Annotated in this window: 23 protein-coding genes; 16 read left to right on the forward strand and 7 right to left on the reverse strand. The window is 71.7% G+C overall.

All coding sequences use genetic code 11. The annotated features are described in order from the left end of the window. Positions 1-17: 17 nt before the first annotated feature. Complete coding sequence (locus ACFO0C_RS04815) at positions 18-725, reverse strand: LON peptidase substrate-binding domain-containing protein (RefSeq protein ID WP_378065276.1); 708 nt, start codon at positions 723-725, stop codon at positions 18-20. A 108-nt stretch (positions 726-833) separates the two neighbouring features. Here ACFO0C_RS04815 and hisD point away from each other — a divergent pair, with 108 nt between their 5' ends. From hisD to priA, 7 genes are read left to right on the forward strand one after another with little or no spacing between them, the layout of a single operon-like run. After that, the gene (gene hisD, locus ACFO0C_RS04820) at positions 834-2,141 is read left to right on the forward strand and encodes a histidinol dehydrogenase (RefSeq protein ID WP_378065277.1); all 1,308 of its coding nucleotides are present in this window, start codon (positions 834-836) and stop codon (positions 2,139-2,141) included. Continuing rightward, the gene (locus tag ACFO0C_RS04825; RefSeq protein WP_378065278.1) at positions 2,138-3,214 is read left to right on the forward strand and encodes a histidinol-phosphate transaminase; all 1,077 of its coding nucleotides are present in this window, start codon (positions 2,138-2,140) and stop codon (positions 3,212-3,214) included. The genes hisD and ACFO0C_RS04825 overlap by 4 nt, the downstream gene beginning before the upstream one ends. Further along, positions 3,211-3,822, forward strand: a complete 612-nt coding sequence (gene hisB, locus ACFO0C_RS04830; protein ID WP_106316996.1) for an imidazoleglycerol-phosphate dehydratase HisB — start codon at positions 3,211-3,213, stop codon at positions 3,820-3,822. The genes ACFO0C_RS04825 and hisB overlap by 4 nt, the downstream gene beginning before the upstream one ends. Next, complete coding sequence (locus ACFO0C_RS04835) at positions 3,819-3,977, forward strand: hypothetical protein (RefSeq protein WP_378065279.1); 159 nt, start codon at positions 3,819-3,821, stop codon at positions 3,975-3,977. Before hisB ends, ACFO0C_RS04835 begins: the two co-directional genes overlap by 4 nt. Continuing rightward, complete coding sequence (gene hisH, locus ACFO0C_RS04840; RefSeq protein WP_378065280.1) at positions 3,977-4,594, forward strand: imidazole glycerol phosphate synthase subunit HisH; 618 nt, start codon at positions 3,977-3,979, stop codon at positions 4,592-4,594. The genes ACFO0C_RS04835 and hisH overlap by 1 nt, the downstream gene beginning before the upstream one ends. After that, on the forward strand, positions 4,591-4,908 hold the full coding sequence (locus ACFO0C_RS04845) for a hypothetical protein (RefSeq protein ID WP_378065281.1): 318 nt from the start codon (positions 4,591-4,593) through the stop codon (positions 4,906-4,908). Before hisH ends, ACFO0C_RS04845 begins: the two co-directional genes overlap by 4 nt. A 21-nt stretch (positions 4,909-4,929) precedes the next feature. Continuing rightward, positions 4,930-5,649, forward strand: a complete 720-nt coding sequence (gene priA / locus ACFO0C_RS04850) for a bifunctional 1-(5-phosphoribosyl)-5-((5-phosphoribosylamino)methylideneamino)imidazole-4-carboxamide isomerase/phosphoribosylanthranilate isomerase PriA (RefSeq protein WP_109592293.1) — start codon at positions 4,930-4,932, stop codon at positions 5,647-5,649. On the opposite strand, the gene ACFO0C_RS04855 is transcribed toward priA, so the two are convergent. After that, positions 5,615-6,523: a LysR family transcriptional regulator gene (locus tag ACFO0C_RS04855; RefSeq protein ID WP_378065282.1), complete on the reverse strand. Its 909-nt coding sequence runs from the start codon at positions 6,521-6,523 to the stop codon at positions 5,615-5,617. The two genes, priA and ACFO0C_RS04855, sit on opposite strands and share 35 nt — an antisense overlap. 73 nt (positions 6,524-6,596) lie before the next feature. Here ACFO0C_RS04855 and ACFO0C_RS04860 point away from each other — a divergent pair, with 73 nt between their 5' ends. Then, positions 6,597-7,481 (forward strand): EamA family transporter, encoded by an 885-nt coding sequence (locus tag ACFO0C_RS04860; protein WP_378065283.1) that lies wholly within the window; start codon positions 6,597-6,599, stop codon positions 7,479-7,481. Next, positions 7,478-8,239 carry an imidazole glycerol phosphate synthase subunit HisF gene (gene hisF / locus ACFO0C_RS04865; RefSeq protein ID WP_378065284.1) on the forward strand — a complete coding sequence of 254 codons (762 nt, stop codon included), beginning with the start codon at positions 7,478-7,480 and terminating at the stop codon, positions 8,237-8,239. Before ACFO0C_RS04860 ends, hisF begins: the two co-directional genes overlap by 4 nt. Here the strand turns inward: hisF and ACFO0C_RS04870 are convergent. Then, entirely contained in the window at positions 8,236-8,664 is a 429-nt protein-coding gene (locus ACFO0C_RS04870; RefSeq protein WP_378065285.1) for a hypothetical protein, read from the reverse strand. The two genes, hisF and ACFO0C_RS04870, sit on opposite strands and share 4 nt — an antisense overlap. A 25-nt stretch (positions 8,665-8,689) precedes the next feature. Next, entirely contained in the window at positions 8,690-9,361 is a 672-nt protein-coding gene (yczE, locus tag ACFO0C_RS04875) for a membrane protein YczE (protein ID WP_378065286.1), read from the reverse strand. Between the two features lie 11 nt (positions 9,362-9,372). Between yczE and yczR the strand changes: the two genes are divergently transcribed. From yczR to ACFO0C_RS04895, 4 genes are all read left to right on the forward strand, one after another. Next, complete coding sequence (yczR, locus tag ACFO0C_RS04880; protein WP_378065287.1) at positions 9,373-10,827, forward strand: MocR-like transcription factor YczR; 1,455 nt, start codon at positions 9,373-9,375, stop codon at positions 10,825-10,827. 90 nt (positions 10,828-10,917) lie between these two features. Then, positions 10,918-11,892, forward strand: a complete 975-nt coding sequence (locus ACFO0C_RS04885; protein ID WP_378065288.1) for a hypothetical protein — start codon at positions 10,918-10,920, stop codon at positions 11,890-11,892. A 24-nt stretch (positions 11,893-11,916) separates the two neighbouring features. Next, positions 11,917-12,924 carry a COG1470 family protein gene (locus tag ACFO0C_RS04890; RefSeq protein ID WP_378065289.1) on the forward strand — a complete coding sequence of 336 codons (1,008 nt, stop codon included), beginning with the start codon at positions 11,917-11,919 and terminating at the stop codon, positions 12,922-12,924. After that, positions 12,912-15,845 carry a hypothetical protein gene (locus ACFO0C_RS04895; RefSeq protein ID WP_378065290.1) on the forward strand — a complete coding sequence of 978 codons (2,934 nt, stop codon included), beginning with the start codon at positions 12,912-12,914 and terminating at the stop codon, positions 15,843-15,845. Before ACFO0C_RS04890 ends, ACFO0C_RS04895 begins: the two co-directional genes overlap by 13 nt. Positions 15,846-16,082: 237 nt before the next feature. Here the strand turns inward: ACFO0C_RS04895 and ACFO0C_RS04900 are convergent, their stop codons facing one another. Next, positions 16,083-17,906 carry an AMP-dependent synthetase/ligase gene (locus ACFO0C_RS04900; protein WP_378065291.1) on the reverse strand — a complete coding sequence of 608 codons (1,824 nt, stop codon included), beginning with the start codon at positions 17,904-17,906 and terminating at the stop codon, positions 16,083-16,085. 148 nt (positions 17,907-18,054) lie between these two features. Here ACFO0C_RS04900 and ACFO0C_RS04905 point away from each other — a divergent pair, with 148 nt between their 5' ends. Beyond that, complete coding sequence (locus ACFO0C_RS04905; protein WP_378065292.1) at positions 18,055-18,927, forward strand: carbohydrate kinase family protein; 873 nt, start codon at positions 18,055-18,057, stop codon at positions 18,925-18,927. On the opposite strand, the gene ACFO0C_RS04910 is transcribed toward ACFO0C_RS04905, so the two are convergent. Further along, positions 18,893-20,122, reverse strand: coding sequence for an APC family permease (locus tag ACFO0C_RS04910; RefSeq protein WP_378065293.1), 1,230 nt, complete (start codon positions 20,120-20,122; stop codon positions 18,893-18,895). The two genes, ACFO0C_RS04905 and ACFO0C_RS04910, sit on opposite strands and share 35 nt — an antisense overlap. A 41-nt stretch (positions 20,123-20,163) precedes the next feature. Next, positions 20,164-20,790: a TIGR03085 family metal-binding protein gene (locus ACFO0C_RS04915; protein ID WP_378065294.1), complete on the reverse strand. Its 627-nt coding sequence runs from the start codon at positions 20,788-20,790 to the stop codon at positions 20,164-20,166. Between the two features lie 116 nt (positions 20,791-20,906). Here ACFO0C_RS04915 and ACFO0C_RS04920 point away from each other — a divergent pair, with 116 nt between their 5' ends. Together ACFO0C_RS04920 and ACFO0C_RS04925 are read left to right on the forward strand one after the other, a co-directional pair. Continuing rightward, positions 20,907-22,670, forward strand: a complete 1,764-nt coding sequence (locus tag ACFO0C_RS04920; RefSeq protein ID WP_378065295.1) for an ABC transporter ATP-binding protein — start codon at positions 20,907-20,909, stop codon at positions 22,668-22,670. Beyond that, on the forward strand, positions 22,667-24,427 hold the full coding sequence (locus tag ACFO0C_RS04925; RefSeq protein ID WP_378065296.1) for an ABC transporter ATP-binding protein: 1,761 nt from the start codon (positions 22,667-22,669) through the stop codon (positions 24,425-24,427). Before ACFO0C_RS04920 ends, ACFO0C_RS04925 begins: the two co-directional genes overlap by 4 nt. Positions 24,428-24,509 lie beyond the last annotated feature (82 nt).

The following is a 24,509-nucleotide window of genomic DNA, read 5'->3' on the forward strand; positions in this document are numbered from 1 at the left end:
GCCGTACCGCTGAAGGGTCAATTCGGGCTTGCCGGTCTTGCCAGGTCGGAAAGGGGGACCGGGACCGCCCGGACCCTGGCCAGCAGGCCCGCCTCGCGGGTGAGCAGGCGCAACTCGGTGCGGAGGCGGCCCGCGGTGTCGGGGGTGGCCAGCAGCATCTGGCGCTCCTCGACGGTGAGCTGCGCGGTCGCCGCGATCAGGTGGGACAGGACGGTCGGGTCGTCGGGGACCTGCTCCAGCACCTCACTGTTGGGCCGCAGCAGCTCCAGATAGGTGCGGAAGGCGGCCAGCACCCGCGGGGCCAGCAACTGTGCGGCGGGGGCGGGCTCCTCGTCCTCCGGCATCCACTGCACGTGGGCCGTCAGGTAGGGCTCGGCGCCCTGCTCGACACCGAGGACGGTGAATCGGCGGCGGCCGACGGTCATGATGTCGAAACGGCCGTCCGGAAGCTCGGTGACGTGCCGCAACTCGGCCGTGCAACCGACGTCGTAGAGGTCGGCGGCGACGACCGGCGGGGCCGGGACGGCGCTCTCCTCACCGGGGTCGGGCGCGACCTCGCTGCCGTGCCGGAAGGTGACCACACCGAACTCGTGCGGTGTGCCCTCGGACTTGGCCACCAGCTCACGCACCAGGGTGCGGTAACGCTCCTCGAAGATGTGCAGGGGCAGCACGAGGCCGGGAAAGAGCACCGTGCTCAGCGGGAAGACCGGCAGCCGATCGCTCACGCTCTCAGCCTAGTCGGCACCCGACCATGGTCAACCCATCGGATCCCAACGCCTGGGCCCGGCCGGTCGCCGCGGAAACCCGGTCGCGGTGCCGCATAGACTGGCCGGGTGCTGAATCGGATCGACCTGCGCGGCTCCCGCCGGGACCCACGCGGACTGCTGCCCCGTGCCCAGCTCGACGTCTCCGTGGCCGTCGAGAGGATTCGTCCCGTTGTCGAGGCGGTCCATGAGCATGGCTTCAGCGCGATCCGGGAGGCGACCGAGCGGTTCGACGGCGTCACCCTGGAGCGCCTGCGGGTGCCGGCCGAGGCGATCGCCGCGGCCGAGGCGACGCTCGAGGCCGACGTGCGCGCCGCGCTGCTCGAGGTGATCAAGCGGGCCCGTAAGGTGCACGCCGACCAGCGCCGCACCGACGTGACGACCCAGGTGGTCGACGGCGGCACGGTGACCGAGCGCTGGGTGCCGGTGCGCCGGGTCGGGCTCTACGTGCCGGGCGGCCTGGCCGTCTACCCGTCCACCGTGGTGATGAATGTGGTGCCCGCCCAGGAGGCCGGCGTGGAGGGCCTGGTGGTGGCGTCGCCGCCGCAGGCGTCCAACAACGGCCTGCCCGACTCGCGGGTGCTGGCCGCGTGCGCGCTGCTCGGGGTGACCGAGGTCTACGCCGTCGGTGGCGCGCAGGCGATCGCGATGCTGGGTTACGGCTCCGACGGGGCCGACGACGGCGACCGGTGCGAGCCGGTCGACGTGATCACCGGGCCGGGCAACATCTGGGTGACGGCGGCCAAGCGGCTGCTCCAGGGCCGGGTCGGGATCGACGCCGAGGCCGGGCCGACCGAGATCGCGATCCTGGCCGACGACACCGCCGACCCGCGGCACGTCGCCGCCGACCTGATCAGTCAGGCCGAGCACGACCCGCTGGCGGCCAGCGTGCTGGTCACACCCTCGCGGGAGCTGGCCGACGCGGTCGAGGTCGAGCTGGAGAAGCAGGTGGCCGCGACCAGGCACGCCGAGCGGGTGCGTACCTCGTTGACCGGTGAGCAGTCCGGGGTCGTCCTGGTCGACGATCTGGAGCAGGGCCTGCGGGTGGTCGACGAATATGCGGCCGAGCACCTGGAGATCCAGACCCGGGACGCCAGGGAGTGGGCGATGCGGGTCCGTAACGCCGGCGCGATCTTCGTGGGGGCGTGGGCGCCGGTCTCGCTGGGCGACTACGCGGCCGGGTCCAACCACGTTCTGCCGACCGCCGGGTGCGCCAGGCACTCGTCCGGGTTGTCGGTGCAGTCCTTCCTGCGGGGCATCCACGTCGTGGAGTACACCGAGGCGGCGCTGCGTGACGTCGCCGGGCACGTGGTGGCCCTGGCGAACGCCGAGGACCTGCCGGCGCACGGTGACGCGGTGAAGGCGCGGTTCGCATGACGACCATCGACGATCTGCCCATTCGCGACGATCTGCGCGGCCAGACCCCCTATGGGGCGCCGCAGCTCGACGTCGCGGTCCGGCTGAACACGAACGAGCACGCCTTCGCGGTCCCGCAGCCGGTGATCGAGGAGATGCGCAAACGGCTCGACGCCGAGCTGGCCGACCTCAACCGCTACCCCGACCGGGACGCGGTCGGGCTGCGCACCGATCTGGCCTCCTACCTGGGCCACGGCCTGGGTTTCGAGAGTGTCTGGGCGGCCAACGGGTCGAACGAGGTGCAGCAGCAGTTGCTGCAGGCGTTCGGCGGCCCGGGGCGTACGGCGCTCGGGTTCGGCCCGTCCTATTCGATGCACCCGCTGCTCGCGGCCGGCACCGGCACCCGCTGGATCGGCGCGCTGCGTGACCCCGACTTCGGGCTGCGGGCCGACGCGGCGGTCGCCGAGATCCACCGGCACGACCCCGACCTGGTGTTCCTCTGCTCGCCGAACAACCCGACCGGCACCGCCCTCGACCCCGGGGTGATCGACGCGGTGCTCGGGGCGGCGCGCGGCATGGTGCTGGTCGACGAGGCCTACTTCGAGTATGCGAGGTCCGGCACCCGCAGCGCGATCGAGCTGCTGCCCGGTCACCCGCGTCTGGTGGTGACCCGGACGATGAGCAAGGCGTTCGGGTTCGCCGGTGGGCGGCTGGGCTACTTCGCCGCCGACCCGGCCGTGGTCGACGCGGTCCAGCTGGTGCGCCTGCCGTACCACTTGAGCGCGCTGACCCAGGCCGCCGCGCGGGCCGCGGTGTCGCAGAGTGCCGCGTTGCTGGCCACTGTCGAGCAGATCAAGGTGCAGCGGGACCGGATCGTCTCCACCCTGCGGGAGCGGTCGGTCAGGACCGCCGACAGCGACGCGAATTTCGTCCTTTTTGCGACCGGGCAGGATCAGAAAGCCGCCTGGCAGGCCTTCCTGGACCGTGGTGTGCTGATCCGCGACGTCGGCCTGACCGGCTGGCTGCGGGTCACCGCCGGCACCGAATCCGAGACCACCGCCTTCCTGAACGCCGCCGAGGAGATCCTGCTGTGAGCCGAGTCGGACGCATCGACCGCGTCACCAACGAGACCAAGGTGCTCGTCGAGATCGACCTCGACGGCACCGGCAAGGGCGACCTGCACACCGGGGTCGGCTTCTACGACCACATGCTCAACCAGCTGGCCAAGCACGGCGGGTTCGACCTCACCGTGCGGACCGAGGGCGACCTGGAGATCGACTCGCACCACACCATCGAGGACACCGCGATCGCGCTCGGCGAGGCCTTCGCGCAGGCGCTCGGCGACAAGCGGGGCATCCGGCGGTACGGTTCGGCGACCATCCCGATGGACGAGGTGCTGGTCCGGGCGGCCGTGGACCTGTCCGGCCGGGCCTATGTGGTGCACGACGAGCCGCTGCTGGTGCCGTACATCGGGCCGGTCTACGCGACCAGCATGACCCGGCACATCTTCGAGGCGTTCGGCCACGCGGCGAAGGTGACATTGCACGTGGACGTGCTGCGGGCCAGCCGTCCCGGCGGTCACCCGGACGCGCACCACGTGGTGGAGGCCCAGTTCAAGGCGTTCTCCCGGGCGCTGCGCGAGGCCGTCGAGATCGACCCGCGCAACGCCGGCGCGCTGCCCTCCACCAAGGGGGTGCTGTGATCTCCCTGGTTCTGTTCGCGCTGGCCGGCATTCTGGTCGGCGGGGTGGTCCAGCTCGTCAAGGCGGACGCCACGAGGTTCAGCGTCGGGATCACCGCGGTGCTCGCCCTGCTGGCGGCGGCCGGCGGGTTCGCCTGGTGGCCGGGGGAGGCGTGATGGCCGCGAACGTCGTCATTCTCGACTACGGCTCGGGCAACCTGCGGTCGGCCGAGCGGGCGGTGGCCCGGACCGGTGTGGACGTGACCGTCACCAGTGATCTGGCGGCGGCCGCGGCGGCGGACGGGCTGGTCGTGCCCGGTGTCGGCGCCTATGCGGCCTGCATGGCCGGGATCGAGGCGCTGGGCGCGGGCCCGGTGATCGCCGAGCGGGTCGCCGCCGGTAAGCCGGTGCTCGGCATCTGTGTCGGCATGCAGATCCTCTTCGAGTCGGGGGTGGAGCACGGGGTGGAGACCAAGGGTCTCGGCCTGCTGCCCGGTTCGGTGACGAAACTGTCCGCCGAGCGGATCCCGCACATGGGGTGGAACACGGTCGACGTGCCGGCCGGGTCACGGCTCCTCACCGGCCTCGACGCGGAGGCCCGGTTCTACTTCGTCCACTCGTACGCCGCCCAGGATCTTGATCTTCTGAGGGGCGCCCTGGTGACCACCGCGTCGCACGACCTGCCGTTCGCCGCGGTGGTGGAGGCCGGTGCCCTGAGCGCTGCCCAGTTCCACCCGGAGAAGTCGGCGGAGTCGGGTTACCTGCTGCTCCGCAACTGGATCGCCCTGCTGTGAGCAAGGAACGCGCGAGACGGCGGGCCGAGCGGCTCGCCGTTCTCGAGAAGGAGAAGGCCGTCCGGGCCCGCCGGACCGTCCGCCGGGAGCGCCGCCGGTCCTTCCTCCGTGGCCTGAAACCACGTTTCGGCCGGGACGGGCGGCTCTATCACCGCAGCCGGCGGCAGCGGATCGGCATCGTGATCGTCACGCTGCTGGCCGTCGTCGCGGTCTGGACGCTGATCCCGGATCTGCCGCTCCGCATCATTCTCACCGCCATGCTCGTTCTCGCCGTGCCGGCCCTCGTCGTCGTGGTGCTCGGCCGTCGTGCCTGAAGGTCTCTTAGGGAGAAACTCGTGACCCTGGAATTGCTGCCCGCCGTCGATGTCGCCGACGGCCAGGCCGTCCGCCTGGTGCAGGGCGCCGCCGGTTCGGAAACCGCCTACGGTGACCCGCTGGAGGCGGCGCTGGCCTGGCAGAACGACGGCGCCGAGTGGATCCACCTGGTCGACCTGGACGCCGCGTTCGGCAAGGGTTCCAACGCCGAGCTGCTCGCCGAGGTGGTCCGCCGCCTCGACGTGAAGGTCGAGCTGTCCGGTGGTATCCGCGACGACGCGTCGCTGACCCGGGCGCTGGCCACCGGCGCGCAGCGGGTCAACATCGGCACCGCCGCCCTGGAGGACCCGGAGTGGTGCGACCGGATCTGCGGGGAGTACGGCGACCGCGTCGCGATCGGCCTGGACGTGCGTGGCCGAACCCTGTCGGCGCGGGGCTGGACCCGGGACGGCGGCGACCTGTACGAGGTGCTGGCCCGGCTCGACAAGGCGGGTGCGTCCCGTTACGTCGTCACCGACATCACCAAGGACGGCACCATGCGCGGGCCGAACCTGGACCTGCTGCGCGAGGTGTGTGCGGCCACCGACAAGCCGATCATCGCGAGCGGTGGCGTCTCGACCCTCGACGACCTGCGTGCCCTGGCGACGCTGGAGCCGGTCGGGGTGGAGGGCGTCATCGCGGGCAAGGCGCTGTATGCGGGCGCGTTCACCGTACGAGAAGCTCTTGCCGTTCTCGGTTGAGTCTCCACGCCTCATGTAGTGCCTCTTCGGCGGCCCGGATAGCGGGCCGGGCCGCCGCCGTGTCCCGCCAGGCCAGCACCACCCGGCGGGTAGGTGTCGGATTTATCCGGACAGCTCGTGTGCCGGGAGGTAGCTCCGCGCGGGCCAGCCGGGGGATGAGCCCCACGCCCAGCCCGGCGGCGATCAGGGTCAGCTGGGTCTCGAACTCGCCGACCTGAAAGTCCGGGACCACGCCCGGCAGGCTGCGGATCAGGTACTCGTAGCAGACGTCACCGGCCCGGACGCCGATCCAGCGCTCGTGCCGGGCGTCCTCCAGCGTCGCCTCCCCGGCCAGCCGATGGTCGCTGGGCACGATCAGGTCGGCGTGATCCTCCCCGAGCGTGACTTTGCTGACACCGTCCGGGTATCGCAGCGCCACCTCCGGCCAGTCGTCGAGGACGGCCAGGTCGACGTGGCCGCGGCGGAGCATCTCCACACCCTCGTGCGGGTTGACCTCGATCACGCTGATGCTGAGGCCGGGATGGTCGGTGGTGAGGGTGCGCAGCGCGTGCGGCAGGAGGGCGCGGCATGCGGTCGCGAAGGTGGAGACGGTGAGCCGCCCGGTGACCGTGTCGCGGTGTGCGGCGAGTGCCGCCTCCGCCTCGTCGAGGCTGGTCAGCACCCGCTCGGCATGATCGGCGAGGAGGTGCCCGGCCTCGGTGAGCCGCAGTCGGCGACCGTCCTTCTCGACCAGGGTGGAGCCGGTCTCCCGCTCCAGCTTGCCGATCTGCTGGGAGATGGCGGAGGGTGTGCAGTGCAGGGCCTGCCCGGCGGCGGCCACCGTGCCGTAACTGGCCACGGCATGCAGCGCCCGGAGTCTCCCCACATCAATCATGTAGCGATGCTACATCCTCGATGTAGGTTATTTTGCTGGTGCTTAACTGTCGTGCCGGGCCAGGCTGGACCGCATGAGAGCTCGTGACCTGGCTCTGGCGGTCGCTGTGGCGGCCGTCTGGGGCTTCAACTTCGTCGTCATCCACGTCGGGCTGGACGCCTTCCCGCCGCTGCTCTTCTCGGCTCTCCGGTTCGCGCTCGCCGCCTTCCCTGCCCTGCTCCTGGTCGGCCGTCCACAGGTGCCGTGGCGCTGGGTGATCGCGGTCGCGCTGATCCTCGCCGTCACCAAGTTCAGCCTGCTCTTCATCGGGATGGAGGCGGGCATGCCGGCCGGGCTGAGCTCGCTCGTCCTGCAGAGTCAGGCGGTCTTCACGATGCTCTTCGCGGTGCTGCTGCTGCGCGAGCGGCCGCGGCCGGTGCAGGTGGCCGGGCTGGCCGTCGCGGTCGCCGGGGTCGTCCTGGTGGCGACCCGCACGACCGCGCCGCTACCCGCGTTCCTGTTGGTCATCGGGGCCGCCGCGGCCTGGGGGCTGTCCAACGTCGCCACCCGGAAGGCGTCCCCGCCGGACACGTTGCGTTTCATGGTCTGGGTCAGCGCCGTGGCCACCGGCCCGCTCGTGGTGCTCACCCTGATCTTCGACGGCCCGGCGGCCGATCTCGCCGCGCTGCGCGCGATCGACACCCCGGCCGTGCTGTCGCTGGTCTACATCGCGTTGATCTCCACCCTGGCCGGCTTCGCCGCCTGGGGATTCCTTCTCCAGCGGTACGGTGCGGCCACCGTCGCCCCGTTCTCGATGCTGGTGCCGTTCTTCGGCATCGCGTCGGCCGCCCTGTTCCTCGGCGAACCGGTGCACCCGGTCGAGGTGGCCGGCGGTGTCCTGGTGGTCGGCGGCGTGCTTCTGGGATTGGTCAGGGCGCGCCCGGTCGTCACGAACGAACTGGTTAGGGTTGGGGCATGACGGTCGCGGTGCGTGTGATCCCCTGCCTGGACGTGGATGCCGGCCGGGTGGTCAAGGGTGTCAACTTCGTCGACCTGCGTGACGCCGGCGACCCGGTCGAGCTGGCCGCCGCCTACGACGCGGCCGGTGCCGACGAGCTCACCTTCCTCGACGTGACCGCCTCGTCCGACGACCGCGGCACCATGCTCGACGTGGTCCGCCGGACCGCCGAGACGGTGTTCATCCCGCTGACCGTCGGTGGCGGTGTCCGCTCTCCGGAGAATGTGGACGTTCTGCTCCGTGCCGGTGCCGACAAGGTGGGTGTCAACACGGCGGCGATCGCCCGCCCGTCACTCATTCGTGAGATCGCTGAGCGGTTCGGCAATCAGGTCCTGGTGCTCTCGCTGGATGTGCGGCGGTCGGCGGAGCAGCCGAGCGGCTGGGAGGTGACCACCCACGGCGGTCGCCGCAGCGCGGGGCTCGACGCGATCGAGTGGGCCGAGCGGGTCGCCGAGCTGGGCGCCGGGGAGATCCTGCTCAACTCGATGGACGCCGACGGCACCAAGGCCGGTTTCGATCTGGAGCTGATCCGGGCGGTGCGGGCGGTCGTCGACATCCCGGTGATCGCCAGCGGCGGCGCGGGAGCGGTCGAGCACTTCCCGCCGGCCGTCGACGCGGGGGCGGACGCGGTGCTCGCGGCGAGTGTCTTCCACTTCGGTGACCTCACCATCGGCGAGGTCAAGGACAGTCTGCGGGCCGGCGGAAAAGCGGTGCGCTAGCGGCCGTCGGCGAGCCGCAGGCTGTACTCACGGACGGCCGCGTTGTAGGTCTGCTCGTCCAGCGACCAGTCGCTGTCGCCCGGCTCGGCCATGCGGTTGAGCTGTGACTGGAGAGTCATCACGGCCGAGGACAGGCCACTGAACGGGCGGGTCCGCCAGAGCTGCTCACCCGGCGGGGCGACCTGGATCAGGTCGTCCTCGACGGCGATCAGCCCGGCACCGGCGAGACGGCGCACCGACTCCTCCAGCTCGGCCCGCTCCGGCACGCTGTGGTGCAGGAAGTCGGCCGCCGCCAGCACGTCAGCCAGGGTCGCGCCGGTCACCGGCAGCGCGGCGTGCATTGCCCGGTCGCGCTCCAGGCGCTCGGCGATGACCGCGGAGACGAAGATCCATGCGTCGTTCCAGTTCCAGCCACCGGCCCCCATGCCGCAATGATGCCGTGCGGTGGCGTCACCGGGAAGCGAATGTGTCCGGAAGATCACTGCGGGCCGCCTCCGGCACCGTCAGCGGCGGGAGGAACAGGTGCACGAGCGGTCCGATGGCCAGCGCATAGGCGATCGTGCCGACGCCGACGGTGCCGCCGAGCAGGAAACCGGCGCCCAGCACGGTCAGTTCGATGCCGGTCCGGATCACCCGCAGCGGCACCCTCGGGAACCGCGCGGCCAGCCCGGTCATCAGCCCGTCCCGCGGTCCCGGCCCCATCCGGCTGCCGATGTAGAGGCCGGTCGCGAACCCGTTCAGCAGGATCCCGCCGACCAGATAACCCACCCGCGCCGGCATCGCCTCACCGGCCGGCAGCACCGCGAGCGCCGCGTCCGCGGCGAAACCCACGACGAGCAGATTGGCCACCGTCCCGAACCCCGGTCGCTGTCGCAGGGGGATCCAGAGCAGCAGCACGGGTACGCCCACCAGCAGCACGATCCACCCGAAACTGATCCCCGTCACCTCGGAGAGACCCTGGTGGAAGACATCCCACGGGTTGAGGCCGAGACCGGATTCGACCATCAGAGCCATGCTGACGCCGTAGAGGACAAGCCCCGCTAAGAGCTGGGGGACGCGACGGTACAGGTTCATAACAGCCACTCTTGATGCCAATCCGCCAATGCTAAAGTGCCAATTCATCGGAGGTGGCTATGACGACGTCGGTTCGTGGAGACCAATTGGCCCGCCTGCTCGGCCGGTGGCACGCCCTGCCCGGCCGTCGGCGGAGCCCGGACTACGCCGCCCTGGCCGGTGCCGTCCGCGGTCTGCTCTCCGACGGCCGGCTCGCCCTCGGCGTCCGTCTGCCGGCCGAGCGCGAGCTCGCCGAGGCCCTCGCCATCAGCCGCACCACCGTGTCCGCGGCCTACCGGGCGCTGCGCGAGACCGGTCACCTCGCCAGCCGCCGCGGCGCCGGCAGCTGGACCACCCTGCCCAACGGGCACCGCGTCGCCTCCTCCGGACTGTGGACCCCCGAGGACGACCTCGACATGATCGACCTCGGCTGTGCCGCCTCCGCCGCCCCCGTCGAGATCGTCCCGGCCGCCCGCGCCGCCGCCGACGACCTGCCCCGATATCTCGGCAGTGCCGGCTACCACCCGACCGGTCTGCCCGAGCTGCGCGCCGCCGTCGCGGACGGATACACCGCCCGCGGCGTGCCCACCACACCCGAGCAGATCCTCATCACCAGTGGCACCCAGCAGGCCCTCGACCTGGTGCTGCGGTTGTCCGTCCCGGTCGGCGCGCCGGTCCTGGTCGAGACGCCGACCTACCCCAACGCGCTGGCCGCGCTCGCCGCCCGCCGCGCCCGGATCAGCACCCACGGCCTCGACATCGAGCACGGGTGGGACGGCGAGATGCTCCTCGGCGCGTTGCGCCAGATCAAACCCCGGATGACGTACGTGATTCCGGAGTTCCACAACCCGACCGGCCACCTCATGCCCACCGAGCTGCGCGAACGTCTCGTGGCCACGGCGCATTCGACCGGCGCCGACCTGATCGTCGACGAGTCCTTCGTGGATCTCCCCCTCGACGACCCGTCGATGCCGCCGCCGGTCGCCGTTTTCGACCGGCACTCCCGGGTCACGTCGATCGGCGGGATGAGCAAGGCGTACTGGGGAGGGCTCCGGATCGGCTGGGTGCGAGCCTCCGCGCCGCTGGTGCAGCGGCTCGCCGCCATCCGGGTCGGCGTCGACATGGCCAGTCCCGTGCTCGAACAGCTCGTCGCCGTCCACCTGCTGGCCAACGCCGCCGAGATCGTCGCGGCCCGGCGCGCCCAGCTCCGGTTCCGGCGCGACACCCTGGTCGCGGCCCTGCGGGAGCAGCTGCCCGAGTGGCGGTTCGTGGTTCCCGGCGGCGGGGTCACCCTCTGGGCCGAGCTGGACGGGCCGATCTCCAGCGCCCTGTCCCGGGCCGCCGAGGACGTCGGCGTGCGGCTGGCGCCCGGCCCGCGGTTCGGTCTGGACGGCACGCTGGAGCGTTTCCTGCGCCTGCCGTTCACCCTGCCCGCCGACGACCTGGCCGAGGCCGTCCGGCGGATCGCGTCGGTCCGCCACGACCTGGACCACGCGGCCCGCCCGGTCTGGCGGACCCCGGTGGTCATCACCTGACAGGTTTCTGCTCGGGGGCAGATCTTCCGGCCGCTCAAGCGGGGCCCCGGAAGGCCGATGGGGCCGGAGTCCATCCCCCCAGGAGGCAGCATGTCACTCCGCACCCAGCGCCGTCTGGCGGCCGTCACCGCGATGGTGACGGCAGCCGTGCTGACGGTCGCCGTGCCGGCCCACGCCGCGGCCCTGACCGGCGTCGGCTGGTCGGTGTCCCAGCCGCAGCCGGGCACCACCAACGTCCGGTACACCTGGTCGTTCACCACCGCGAGCGGCCCGTCCACGATCAACTACGTCACCATGACGGTGCCGGCCACCACCGCTGTCCCCGGTGCCCTCACCGTGCAGGACTACTACGGCGTCGGTATCGGCACCGCGACCTACGCCGCGGGGGTGGTGACCTTCCAGGTGACCACCCCGGCGTCGATCGCGGCCGGTACCCCGATCCTGATCTCCATCGACGGGTTCACCAACCCGACGACGCCCGGCAACGCCTACACCAGCACGGTGACCACCGAACTGGCCGGCCACGCCGCCGTCGACACCGCGGCCAGCAACGCCGTCGCGATCAACGACACGTCCACCGCGGTGACCGTGGTGATCGCCCGGTCCACCGCGTTCACCAGCAACACCACCGGGTTCGACCTGCTCATGGACGCGGCGATCCCCGGTCAGGACAGCCAGTACAAGGACGTCCAGCTGACCGTGAAGACCAACGCGGCGAGCGGCTACACGCTGCGGACCCAGATCGACCACCAGCCGCGCGGGGTCAACAACCCCGCCGTGTCGCTGCCGGCCGTGTCCGGGGCGGTGGGCAGCACCGTCGTCTCACCGCCGGCCAACACCTTCGGTTACAAGGTGCAGGGCAGCACCGGCAACGGCAGCGCGGGCAGCCAGATGACCGCGGGATACGCCGGCTACACGGCCGGCATGTGGGGCACCGCCTTCTTCTCCGGCGTCCCGACCAACGGCGACACGATCACGCTGCGCAACCAGGCCTACATCGACTTCCTTCAGAAGGCCGACACCTACACCGCGAGCATCACCTACTCCGTCACACCCACCTACTGACGTACGGCAGACGAGGAGACACCGGTGCGAAAGCTGACAGCCGCTCTGACCGCGGCCCTGGTCACGGCACTCGCCGTGGCCGGACCCGGCCCGACGGTCGCGTCCGCCGCGCCGGTGGCCTCGCCGCGTTCGTCGGGTACCGCCGACTTCGCGGTCAGCACCCCGTCGGAACGCCTGTCCCCGGACAGGCAGGGCCGGATCAGGACCGAGCTCACCGTGGCCAACAACAGCGACCACCAGCTCGTCGCCCGGATCCGGTCCGCCGGGGTGCTGCCGCGCGACGACGGCCAGGTCGAGTACAGCGACCAGCCGGACCCGGCCTGGTCGGGCTCGGCGAAGTACCCGTCCACGCTGACACTGCCGGCGCACACCTTCCAGCGGGTGCCGGTCATCCTCACCGTGCCGTCCAGCCTGCTGCCCGACATCTACCTGCTGGGTTTCGTGGTCGAGGCGCAGGCCACCGGCACCGGCATCCGGGTCTACCACCAGATCGGCGCCCTGCTGGAGGTCGAGCTGCCCGGCTCCCGTGAGCGGCGGATGGACGTCGAGATCGCGGCGACCGGCATCATCCACCTCGGGTCGACGATGACCAGCACCTACGTGGTGACCAACACCGGGCCGGCGGCGGCGCTCGGCCGTGGCCAGGTCCGGGTCGACTCCCGGCTCACCGACGAGAACGTCGGCGTCTACCGGGGTTCCGACGACGTCCAGCTCTTCCCCACCGGCACCAGCCGCACCCTCGAATACGCCTACGAGGTGCACGGCCTCTTCCTGATCGCCCGGCCCAAGGCCCAGATCCTGTACGGCGGCAGCAACGGCCTCGCCTACCTGGCCGAGGACAGCGGCGGCGCCATCCTGATCATCCCGTGGCTCACCCTGATCCTCCTCGCCGTCACCGCGGTGACGCTCGGCGCCTACTGGTACTGGTACCGCCGTCGCCGTGAGCGGGCGCGGCGCGAGCTGATGGCCCGGCGCAAGCCGCGGCACCGCCGCACGTGGGCCCGGCGGAACGACCCGGCATGCGCCGGCTGAACCGGCGCGGCGCCACCCTGACCGTCCTGACCGCCCTGGTGGCGGGACTGCTCGGGGTGCCCGCCGCGCCGGCCCTGGCGGCCGCCGGTGACCTGACCACCTCGGCCGGCGGGACCGGAAACACCAACTCCGCCAACGCGCTGACCGTCGGTGTCGGGGCGCGTGGCCTGGTCCTGCGCGGGAACGCCCTGTACGTGGCCGACCAGCAGGACCACGTGATCCGCCGGGTCGACCTGACGACCGGGACCATCACGGTGGTGGCCGGCATGGGTGCGGCCAACGGCCAGGGCGACGGTGGCCCGGCCACCGCCGCCGGCATCAACGCACCGTGGGACCTCGACTTCGACACGGCCGGGAACATGTTCATCGCCGCGGCGAGCAACCACCGGATCCGGAAGGTCGACACCTCCGGCCAGATGAGCACCTTCTACGGCACGGGCTCGACCTCGGTCCTCAACAACCCGCAGGGTGTGGGGCTGGACGCGTCCGACAACGTGTTCGTCGCCGACACCGACAACACCCGGATCGTGAAGATCACGCCGGCCGGGGTGGGTAGCGTCTTCGGCAGCGGGCTCGCGCTCACCGAACCCACGAACGTCGCCTTCGACAGCGCGGGCCACCTGCTGGTCGCCGACTGCAACAGCGGCCTCGACGGCGCGATCTGGCAGTACAACGCCGCCGGCACCGCCCGCACCCGGATCGCCGGCAACGGCACGAACACGTTCGCCGACGGGGTCGCCGCCTCGGCCAGCGGGCTCGACTGCCCGCGCGGCATGACGGTGGACACGACGACGGACACCGTCTACTTCGCCGAGGCCGGGCGCAACCGGATCCGGCGGTTCACCATCGGCGGCACCATCAGCACCGTCGCCGGGACCGGTACGGCCGGCATCACCGGTGACGGCGCCGCCGCCACCGCGGCCACCGTCGACTACCCGAACGACGTGGTCCGCGACGCGGCGACCGGCACCCTCTACCTCTCCCAGGGCGGCAGCCAGTCGGTCCCGACCTGGGGCGTCCGGCGGTTCACCGTCGGCGGCAGCATCTCCACCGTCGCCGGGAACCGGTGGGCCACCTACAGCGGGGACGGTGGTGCCGCCACCGCCGCGCAGCTCTACCACCCCGGCGGGGCGGACTTCGACAGCGCCGACACGATGTACATCGCCGACACCGACAACAACCGGATCCGCAAGGTCACCGGTGGCGTGATCAGCACCGTCGCCGGCACCGGGCTGGCCTCCGGCGCGCTCGGCGACGGCGGGGCGGCGACCAGTGCCCAGGTCCGCAAACCGCAGGACGTGGCGGTGGACGGCGGCGGCAACCTCTACATCGCCGAGTTCGGGCAGCACCGGATCCGCAAGGTGACGCCCGGTGGCGTGATCAGCACCGTCGCCGGCACCGGTACGGCCGGCGCGAGCTGGACCGGTGTCGCCACCACGACCCAGATCAACAAGCCGTACGGGATCGCCGTCGTCGCCAACGGGGACCTCTACTTCGCCGACAGCGGCAACAACCGGGTCCTGCGGGTCAGCGGGACCACGATCAGCGTCGTCGCGGGAGACGGCACGGCCGGCGCCTCCGGGGACGACCTGGCGGCCGCCACGGCGAGGCTGAACGCTCCCCGGGACGTCGTGGTCGACGCCGCCGGTGACGTCTACATCGCCGACAGCGGCAACAAGGTGGTCCGGCGGGTCCGGGGCGGGATCATCACCCGGGTGGCCGGCGTCTACGCCACCGCCGGCGGTAACGGTGAGGGCGGCCCCGCCACCGCCGCCACCATGGACATGCCGGCCGGCCTGGCGATCGACACCGGCGGCGACCTCTACATCGCCGACGGCGCCGGGACCAACTCGGGAACCGGCTCGCAGGTGGTACGCCGGGTCGACCGGCACGGTGTCATCCACCTCGTGGCCGGGCGGCAGGGCAGCTACTCGTACGCCGGTGACGGTCTCGCCGGCGCCAGCACCTCGACCCGCCTGCACACCCCGGCCCGGATGGCCTTCGACTCCACCGGCAACCTGCACATCGCCTCCTCCGGTGAACTCCGGATCCGGCAGCTCGGCCTGATGACGTCGGCGGCCTGGTTCTGGGTGTCCGACGCCGGGATCAGTGCCACCCCGGTGGTCTACAGCTGGGAGTTCGTGTCCCGGACGGCCACCGCGATCAAGAGCGTCACCCTGACCGTGCCGGTGTCCGCGACGACGAGCGTCTACCTGGTCAGCGCCCTCAACCTGCCGTCCACCGGCACGGTGTCGCTGAGCGGGGGCGTGGTCACCTACACCCTGGCCAGTGCCGTCACGGTGCCCGCCGGCCGGCACATGCACCTGTCGATCGCCGGTTTCACCAACACCGCCTCGGCCGGGGTGCAGCACAGCACCGTCACCACGCTGACGTCCGGCGGGGCGACCATCGACGCGTCCACCAGTGGCGGTGTCTACTTCTCCCTGGCCACGGCCGTGCTACCGGTGCCCCGTCCGGCGGCGGCGGTCACCTCCCCGGTCGTCACGAAGATCTACGTCGACCCGCTGCTCCGGCCGGACAGCACGGTCGTCACCACGCTCGCCGTCGGGGTCAACGCGACGAACGGCTACACCCTCGCCGTCTCCGGAACGGCACTGTCCGGTGTCAACGGGACCATCGCCCCGGTCTCGGCGAACCTCGCGGGTGCGGTCGTGAGCGGGTCGTTCGGCGTGAACCGGGTCGGGTACACGGCCGCGGTGACCGGGCTGGGCGCCTATCAGGCCACGGCCGGCAGTTACGCGGGCTACACCACCGGCGGCGAGACGGCGGTGACGGCGGCCCGGCCGACAGCGGTCACCGGCGACTCCGTGCAGATCACCAACCGGATCAGGATCGACTACCTCCAGAAGGCCGGCACCTACACCGGGACCGTGTCCTACCGCGTCACCGGCAACTACTGATCAGGCCGGCCGGACACCGTCGCGCATCAGGGTACGGCCGGTGCCCGCGATCAGGCGTTCCTCGAACCACGCCGGTGAGGGGGCGCCATGCGCGTGAGTCGCCTTGGCGGGCGGGAGGGGAGGCCCGCGTCGCGGTGTGGGTGGGGAGGTGTGGTTCGGCGAGGGAGGGCCCACGGCGTACCACATGAAAAGGCCGGCGAACCGTGAGCGGTCCGCCGGCCCGGGGTGGAACGGTGGTCAGATCTGGGCGAGGCTGCCCGCGTACATCGTGTCGATCTGCTCGGAGAAGTTCGTCTCGACGCTGCGGCGCTTGATCTTCATGGACGGCGTGACCTCGCCGGCCTCGATGCTCAGGTCGCGCGGGAGGATCGCGAACTTCTTGATCGTCTCCCACCGGTTCAGCTTGGCGTTGAGCTCGGCGATGTAGCCCTCGACCAGCGCGTGCGTCTCCGGCGCGGCGACGATCTCGGCGTAGCTCTTGCCGGCCAGCGGGCCGGACGCCGCCCACGTCGTGATCGCGTCCTCGTCGAGTGCGATCAGCATGGTGACGAAGTTGCGGTTCTGGCCGATGACGACCGCCTGCGAGGTGTACGGGCAGACCGCCTTGAACGAGCCCTCGATCGCCGACGGCGCGATGAACTTGCCACCGGACGTCTTGACCAGGTCCTTCTTGCGGTCGGTGATCTTCAGGTACCCGTCGGCGTCGAGCTCGCCGATGTCGCCGGTGCGCAGGAAGCCGTCCTCGGTGAACGCCTCGGCGGTGGCCTCCGGCAGGTTGTGGTAGCCGCGCATCACCGGGGCGCCGCGCATCAGCACCTCGCCGTCGGTGTCGATGCGGACCTCGAGGTCGCCGAGCGGCTGGCCGACCGTGCCGATCCGCAGCTTGCCGTTGCGGTTGACGAAGTTGGCCGCGCAGGCCTCGGTCATGCCGTAGCCCTCGAGGATCGGCAGGTTCGCCGCGGCGAAGAACTCCGAGATGTCCCGGCTGAGCGCTGCCGAGCCGCTGACCAGCACCTTGATGTTGCCACCGAGGCGCGCCTGGAGCTTCGAGAAGACCAGCTTCTCGGCGATCGAGTACTGGAACGCGAGGGCCGCCGGGACCGGCTTGCCGGCCTGCTGGAACGCCACCCGCTTCTTGCCGGTCGCGACGGCCCAGCTGAAGATCTTCGGCTTCAGGCCGGTGCCGGAGAGGCCGCTGGTGACGGTCTTGTTGTAGACCTTCTCGTAGATGCGCGGCGGGGCGCACATCAGGCTCGGCCGGATCACCGCGAGCAGGTCGATCAGCTTGTCGACCCGGCCGTCGACGTAGGTCGGCACGCCCACGTGCAGGATGCCGCAGAGCAGCGTCTTGCCGAACGCGTGCGACATCGGCAGCCACAGGTAGTGCAGGTCGGTCGGCGAGAACAGGCCGAGGTCCTCCTGCGCCACACCCTCCCAGGTCCAGCCGCGGTGCAGCAGCTCGACGCCCTTGGGCCGGCCGGTGGTGCCGGAGGTGTAGATCAGGGTGGCGACGTTGTCCGGGCCGAGCTGGGCCACCACGTCGTCGATCAGGCCCGGCTCGCGGGTCAGCGCCTCGGTGCCGAGCTGCTCCAGCTCGGCCAGCGTGATCTGCGGTGGCGTGGCGCCGGCGTCGGCGGGGCCGTCGATCAGCACCACCTTCGTCACCGCGGTGGTGGCGCCGGAGATCTTCAGGGCCTGCTTCGCGTTCTCCGCGACCAGGATCTTCGAGCCGGAGTCGGACACGATGAACGCGGTGTCCTCCGGCTCGGTCGTCGGGTACACCGTCGTGGCGGCCGCGCCGGCCACGTTGATGCCCAGGTCCACCAGGATCCACTCGAGCCGGGTGTTCGACAGGATCGCGACCCGGTCCTCCAAGCCGATGCCCAGCTCACGCAGGCCGGCGCCGATCGCGCGGGTGCGCTCGCCGACCTGGCGCCAGGTCAGCCACGCCGGTCCGCTGTCGTCTGCGTTGGGCCCGGCCAGCGCCCGGGCGTCCGGAGTCTTCGCCACGCGCTGGAAGAGCATGTCCGGGATGGACCGGTAGGGAACCTCGAGAGCCATTCGAGCGCCGCCTTCAACCATGAACGGGGGGTGTACGTAACGTAAGTGTTACCGCAGAGTAATGCGCGGGCGGCACCACGGCTAGAGTCCGGATCAACCCGCACGGATCCGTTCCCATCCTAGTCAGCGCGGCACTACGTTGTGCGGCATGACTTTCCTGGTGATCGGTGGCACCGGCGTGGACACGGTGGTGCCGGTGGCGGACCTGCCCGTGCTCGGCGCCGACTCGGCCCGCCCGCAGGGCCCCATCGAGGATCACGTGTCGCACACCGGGACGTGTGTGGCGCTCGCGTTGCATGCGCTCGGTGAGCAGGTCACGGTGATCGACACGGTGGGTGACGACGAGCTCGGTGGGCGGGTGCGGGCGGCGTTCCAGGAATGGGGGATCGGCCTGCGGACCGCGCCCGCCCCGGCCGGCACCCGCAGGGCGGTCAACCTGATGAGCCCGGACGGCCGGCGCCTCTCGCTGTACGACGGGCGCGACGTCCCCGGGTACCGCCTGCCCGAGGAGTACTACCTGCCGCTGCCCGCCGGGGTCCGGCACGTCCACCTGACGATCATGGACTGGGCCCGGCACCTGATCCCCGCGCTGCGGGCCGCCGGCGTGACGATCTCGACCGACCTGCACGACTGGGACGGCGACAACCCGCACCACCTCGACTTCGCCCTCGGCGCCGACCTGGTCTTCGTCAGCGGCGTCCAGCTCGCCGACGGTGCCGCCGCCCGGGTCCTCGCCGACGGCGTGGCGACCCGGGTCGTCGTCACCCACGGCGGCAAGGGCGCCGACCTGCACACCCGCGAGGGGGTCACCCACCGGGACGCGGTCGATCCGGGCGCGCCGATCGTCGACACCAACGGGGCCGGTGACGCGTTCGCCGCCGCCTTCCTCACCGCCTGGGCGGCCGGGGCCGGCGACGACGCCTGCCTCGACCGGGCGGTGATCGCCGGGGCCTACGCGTGCACCGCACCGGTCGGCGCGGGCGCCTTCATCGACCGGAGGACACTGGCTGCCCGGCTCTGACCCGCTGATAGATCAGTGCGCCGCCGGCGATCACCAGGCTCAGCAGGGCCGGCGGCCCGTTCAGCCAGAGCAGCGCCACCACGGCGGCGAAGGCGGTCCCGGCCACCACCCGCGCCCACACGCCGGTCAGCAGCCGTAGCGCCGCCGCCGTGCCGATCACGTAGACCAGGGTGAAACACCCGGTGGTCAGCAGGGCGGCGGTGTGCAGGTCCAGCGGCAGCAGCACGCAGGCGATACCGGCCAGGAAGATGAACGTCAGCGACCGCCGCTGCTCGCCGAACACCCGCGCCGGCAGCGCGCCCTCCCTCGCCAGCGCCACCCCGAGGCGGCTCGACCCGGCGAAGTACGCGTTCACCGCGCCCAGCGTCAGGACCACGGCGATCACCGCGGTCAGCACCCGCACCGGGCCGCCCAGCCCGATGGCCAGCAGATCGGCGAGCGGCGCGCGACTGCCGGCCAGCGCCGGGCCCAGCGCGAGCACGCTCACCGCGGCCACCGCCAGGTAGAGGACACCGACGACGGCGACGGCGATCAGGGTGGCCCGGGGCACGTCACGGCGCGGGTTCCGGTACTCCCCGGAGAGCGAGGACAGCGCCTCCCAGCCGGCGAAACCCCAGACCAGGAGGGCGGCCGCGGCACCGATCCCGGACCAGCCGTGCGGGGCGAACGGTGTCAGGTTGTCCCGGTCCAGGTGCGGCAGCGCGGCCAGCACGGTCACCACCAGCATGGTCGCCAGCGAGATCGAGAGGACCACCTGCACCCGGCCGGAGATCTTCAGACCGAACCAGTTCATGACGTACGCCGTACCGACGATCACCAGGAACGTGGCGAACTCGGTCGCCCGGCCCCCGCCGAGGACATCCGAGACGTAGCCGCCGGTGAACGCCACCGCCACCGGTGCACCCAGCGGCACCGCGAAGTAGAAGGTCCAGCCGACCGCCGCCGCGACCCTCGGGCCGAACGCCATGCCCGCATAGGTGGAGACCCCGCCGGCGTCCGGATAGCGGGCCCCCAGGGCAGCGAACGTCCAGGCCAGCGGGGCCGACAGGACGATCAGCGCGAGCCACGCGACGAGCGACGCCGGGCCGGCGGCGTCGGCGGCCAGCGCCGGCAGCGAGATCAGCCCGGTGCCCAGGACGGCGCCGACCGAGAGTGCGGCCCCCTGGGTGACGGACAGGTCGGTGCGAGCGGTCATGGCAGGCAACCTAGGTCGGCCCGGCCCGCCCCTCCACCCGTTTACACCCCGAGGCGGGCCGTCCGCAGCCGCTCGGCGACGGCCGGATCCCCGTCGACCGAGGCCCGGGAGGCCCGCTGCCGCCCGAAGAAGAAGACTGCGATCTCGCCCACATCGCCGGTGATCCGCACCTGCGGCTCACCTCCGACCCGCTCCGGGGCGAACCCGGTGGCGGTGATCTCGGCGCTGATCCCGAGACGGCGCAGCGAGCCCCGGGTGATCAGCTTGAGGTTGCGGTGCAGCGTGGTCTCCAGCCCCCGGTCCAGTGCCCGCGGCTGCCACCCGGCGGCGGCGCGGCGCACGTCCTCGTGGTGGATGAACATCTCCATGGTGTTGGCCAGCGGGTCGACGAGCGGATTGCTGACCGGACTCCACACCGGCGGCGTCCGCAACTGGGCGATCAACTCCGGGTAGGGCAGGGCGGCCCGCGCCAGCCGGACGCTCTCGCCGTGCCCGGCCAGCGACTTGATCAGCAGACCGGCCGCCGAGTCGGGGCGGCGCTCCCGGACCACGATGTGCGCCGCCAGGTCCCGGGTGGTCCACCCCTCGCAGAGCGTCGGAGCGTCGGGCCCGGTGCTGGTCAGCAGATCGGCGAGCTGCTCCCGCTCACTGCGGGCGTAGTTGGTCATGAACCGATCGTAAGCCTCGATGTAATCGTGGCCACAATGTAAACGGGTGCGCAGTGGGCAAGGATGGACCGGTAAGGTCGGATGTGCCGACGAATGCTTACCAGTCAGGTAGGAATGTGACCAGCGGGACCGGCAACGATGTGCTGGTACGGGGACTGCGGGTGCTCGGCCGGGCCATCCGGACAGAACCACGACTCTTCACCATCAGCGCTCTGGGCAGCAGTTTCTTCGGCTTTCTGATCATTGCGAACTCGTACGTCGTCGGCGCTGTCGTCGGCCGTGTCGTGGTGCCCGCGTTCGCCGAGCGGCGGGTGAGCACCGGCGGCCTCGCGTTGACCGTCGCCGTCCTGCTGGGCCTCAGCGGGCTGCGGGTGGCGAGCATCTGGGCCCGCCGGATCGGCGCCGGGTTCATGCAGTTCCGCCTGCAGGCGCGGTATCGGCGGGCGGTGACCCGCCGCTACCTGTCGCTGCCGCCGGAGTGGCACCAGCGGCACGCCACCGGCGCGCTGCTCTCCAACGCCAGTTCGGACGTGGAGGCCGCGTTCGCACCGATCGCGCCGCTGCCGTTCGCGGTCGGCACGATCGTGATGATCGCCGGGGCGGTGGCCGCGCTCTTCCTCACCGACTGGGTGCTGGCTCTGGTCGGGGTGGCGCTGTTCCCGGCGCTGTTCGCGCTGAACTTCTTCTACTCCCGCCGGATGGCGCCGCGACAGATCCACGCCCAGCGGATGCGGGCGAAGGTCGCCGCGGTGGCGCACGAGAGCTTCGACGGCGCCCTGGTGGTCAAGACGATGGGCCGGGAGGCCGACGAGTCCCGCCGGTTCGGGGTGTTCGTCACCGAGTTGCGCGACGCACTGGTCGCGGTGGGCCGGCTGCGCGGTGTCTTCGACCCGTTGATGGAGAGCCTGCCGAGCGTCGGCACGCTGGCGGTGCTGCTGATCGGCACGTGGCGGCTGCAGGCCGGCGCGATCACGGTGACCGAGGTGATCAGCGTCGCGTTCCTGTTCACCGTGCTGGCGTTCCCGGTGCGGGCGATCGGCTGGGTGGTCGGCGAGCTGCCGCGCAGTGTCGCCGGCTGGGAGCGGGTGCAGGCGGTGCTGGCGGCCGAGGGCGATCTGACGTACGGCGCGGGGGCCCTGCCCGGGTCGGGCCCGGCCGAGCTGCGGTTCGACCGGGTCGGGTACCGGTACGCCGACGGTCCGCCGGTGCTCACCGACGTGACCTTCACCGTTCCCGCCGGCACGACGGTGGCCCTGGTCGGCGCGACCGGCTCGGGCAAGTCGACGATCGCCGCGCTCGCCATGCGCCTGGTCGACCCGGCCGCCGGCACGGTGTCGCTCGACGGGGTGAAACTGCCGGACCTGTCGGCGCCCGCCCTGGCCGGGGCGACCGGCCTGGTCCCGCAGATCCCGTTCGTCTTCGACGACACGATCCGCGGCAACGTGGCGCTGGACCGGCCGGAGATCGACGACGAGCGGGTCCGGGCGGCGCTGCGCCTGGCCCAGGCGGAGGGGTTCGTCACCGCGCTGCCGGAGGGGCTGGACACCGAGGTGGGCGAGCGCGGCACGTCGCTGTCCGGCGGGCAGCGCCAGCGGCTGACCCTGGCCCGGGCGCTGGCCGGCCGGCCCCGGCTGCTCGTGCTGGACGACGCGACCAGCGCCGTGGACCCGCGGGTGGAGGCGGCGATCCTGGGCGCGTTGCGCGAGTCGGGCACGTCGCTGCTGGTGGTGGCGTACCGGAGGGCCAGCATCGCGCTCGCCGACCACGTCGTCTACCTGCATCAGGGGCGGGTGGTGGCGACCGGCACACACGCGGGGCTGATGGAGTCCCAGCCCGGTTACCGGGATCTGGTCACCGCGTACGAGAAGGCGGACAAGTGAGCGACGCAGGAACCTTCGCCACCATCCGGCGGGGGCTGTCCCTCTCCCCGGAGCTGCGGATCGGTCTGGCCGGGACGATCGGCCTGGCGATCCTCCAGATGTCCGGCCGGGTGGCCGTGCCGATCGCCGTGCAACAGGGCATCGACCACGGCATCAACGGCCCGTCCGGCCCGGACCCGGGTGTCGTCGTCACGGTGGTGGCGCTGACCCTGGCCGCCCTGGCGATCTCGACGCTCTGCGGCTACCTGATGACCCGGCGGCTCTTCACGGTCAGCGAGACGGCGCTGGGCGGGCTGCGGTCGCGGACCTTCCGGCACATCCACGACCTGTCGATGCTGCACCAGCAGTCGGAGCGGCGCGGGTCGATGGTGTCGCGGGTGACCGGTGACGTGGACCAGATCTCCCAGTTCCTCCAGACCGGCGGGGTGCAGCTGCTGCTCGCCGGTGGTCAGCTGATCGTCTCCACGGTGGTCATGTTCGCCTACTCGTGGCAGCTCACGGTGGTGGTGCTGCTCTCGTTCGGGCCGGCGATCGCGGTGATCCGGTTCTTCCAGAAACGGCTGGCGGGCGCCTACCGTACGGTCCGCGAGCGCACCGGTGTCATGCTGGGTGCCGTCGCCGAGTCGGTGGTCGGCGCCACCGTGATCCGTGCCTTCGGGGTGTCCGACCGGACCGCCCGGCGCCTGGACACGGCCGTCGAGGAGCTGCGGACCGCGCAGCAGCGGGCCATGCGCACGAGTGTGACGAGTTTCTCCAGCGGCGAGATCAGCGCGGGTCTGGCTCTGTCCGGTGTGGTGGTGGCCGGTGTCCTGCTCGGGGCGGACGGCGATCTCACGGTGGGCCGGCTCACCGCGTTCCTGTTCCTGGTGACTCTCTTCATCCAGCCGGTGCAGATCGCCACCGAGCAGCTCAACGAGGCGCAGAACGCGGTCGCCGGCTGGCGGCGCATCCTGGACGTGCTGGACGTCGACCCGGATGTGGCCGACCCCGACGACGAGGGTGTGGAGCTGCCGCCCGGGCCGCTGTCGGTGCGTTTCGACGACGTGTCGTTCCGCTATCCGGGCGGGCCGATCGTGCTCGCCGACGTGGACCTGACGCTCGACGCGCGCCGTAAGTACGCGGTGGTGGGGGAGACCGGCAGCGGCAAGACCACGTTCGCGAAGCTGCTCACCCGCCTGATGGACCCGGCCGCCGGCACCGTCGAGCTGTCCGGGGTCCCACTGACGGCGGTGCGATTCTCGTCACTGCGGTCGCGAGTGGTGATGGTGCCGCAGGACGGGTTCCTCTTCGACGCGACGATCGCCGAGAACATTCGTTTCGCCGAGCCGTCGCTCACCGACGCGCAGCTCCGGGGCGCCTTCGCCGAGCTGGGGCTCGGCGACTGGCTGGCCGGCCTTCCGGCCGGCCTGGAGACCGCGGTGGGCGAGCGGGGCGAGTCGCTCAGCGTGGGCGAGCGGCAGCTGGTGGCGCTGGTACGGGCCTACGTCGCCGACCCGGATCTGCTGGTCCTGGACGAGGCGACCAGTGCTGTCGACCCGGCGACCGAGGTGCGGCTGCAGTACGCGCTCGACCTGGTGACGCGGGGCCGGACCACGGTGGCGATCGCGCACCGGCTGTCGACGGCGGAGTCCGCGGACGAGGTGATCGTGGTGGATGCGGGCCGCGTCGTGCAACGCGGCCCGCATGCCCGCCTCGTCACCGAGGCGGGGTCGATCTACGCCAAGCTCTACGCCAGCTGGTTGGAGCAGACACGCTGACCAGCTTCTGACCGGCCGGGGCCGGTGAGATGAGCGCGTCGCCCGCAGCGGCCGCGGGTTACCGCGACCGCTGCGAGAGGCC

Origin of the sequence: Actinoplanes subglobosus (assembly GCF_042650585.1) — a bacterium.
Taxonomy (GTDB): domain Bacteria; phylum Actinomycetota; class Actinomycetes; order Mycobacteriales; family Micromonosporaceae; genus Actinoplanes; species Actinoplanes subglobosus.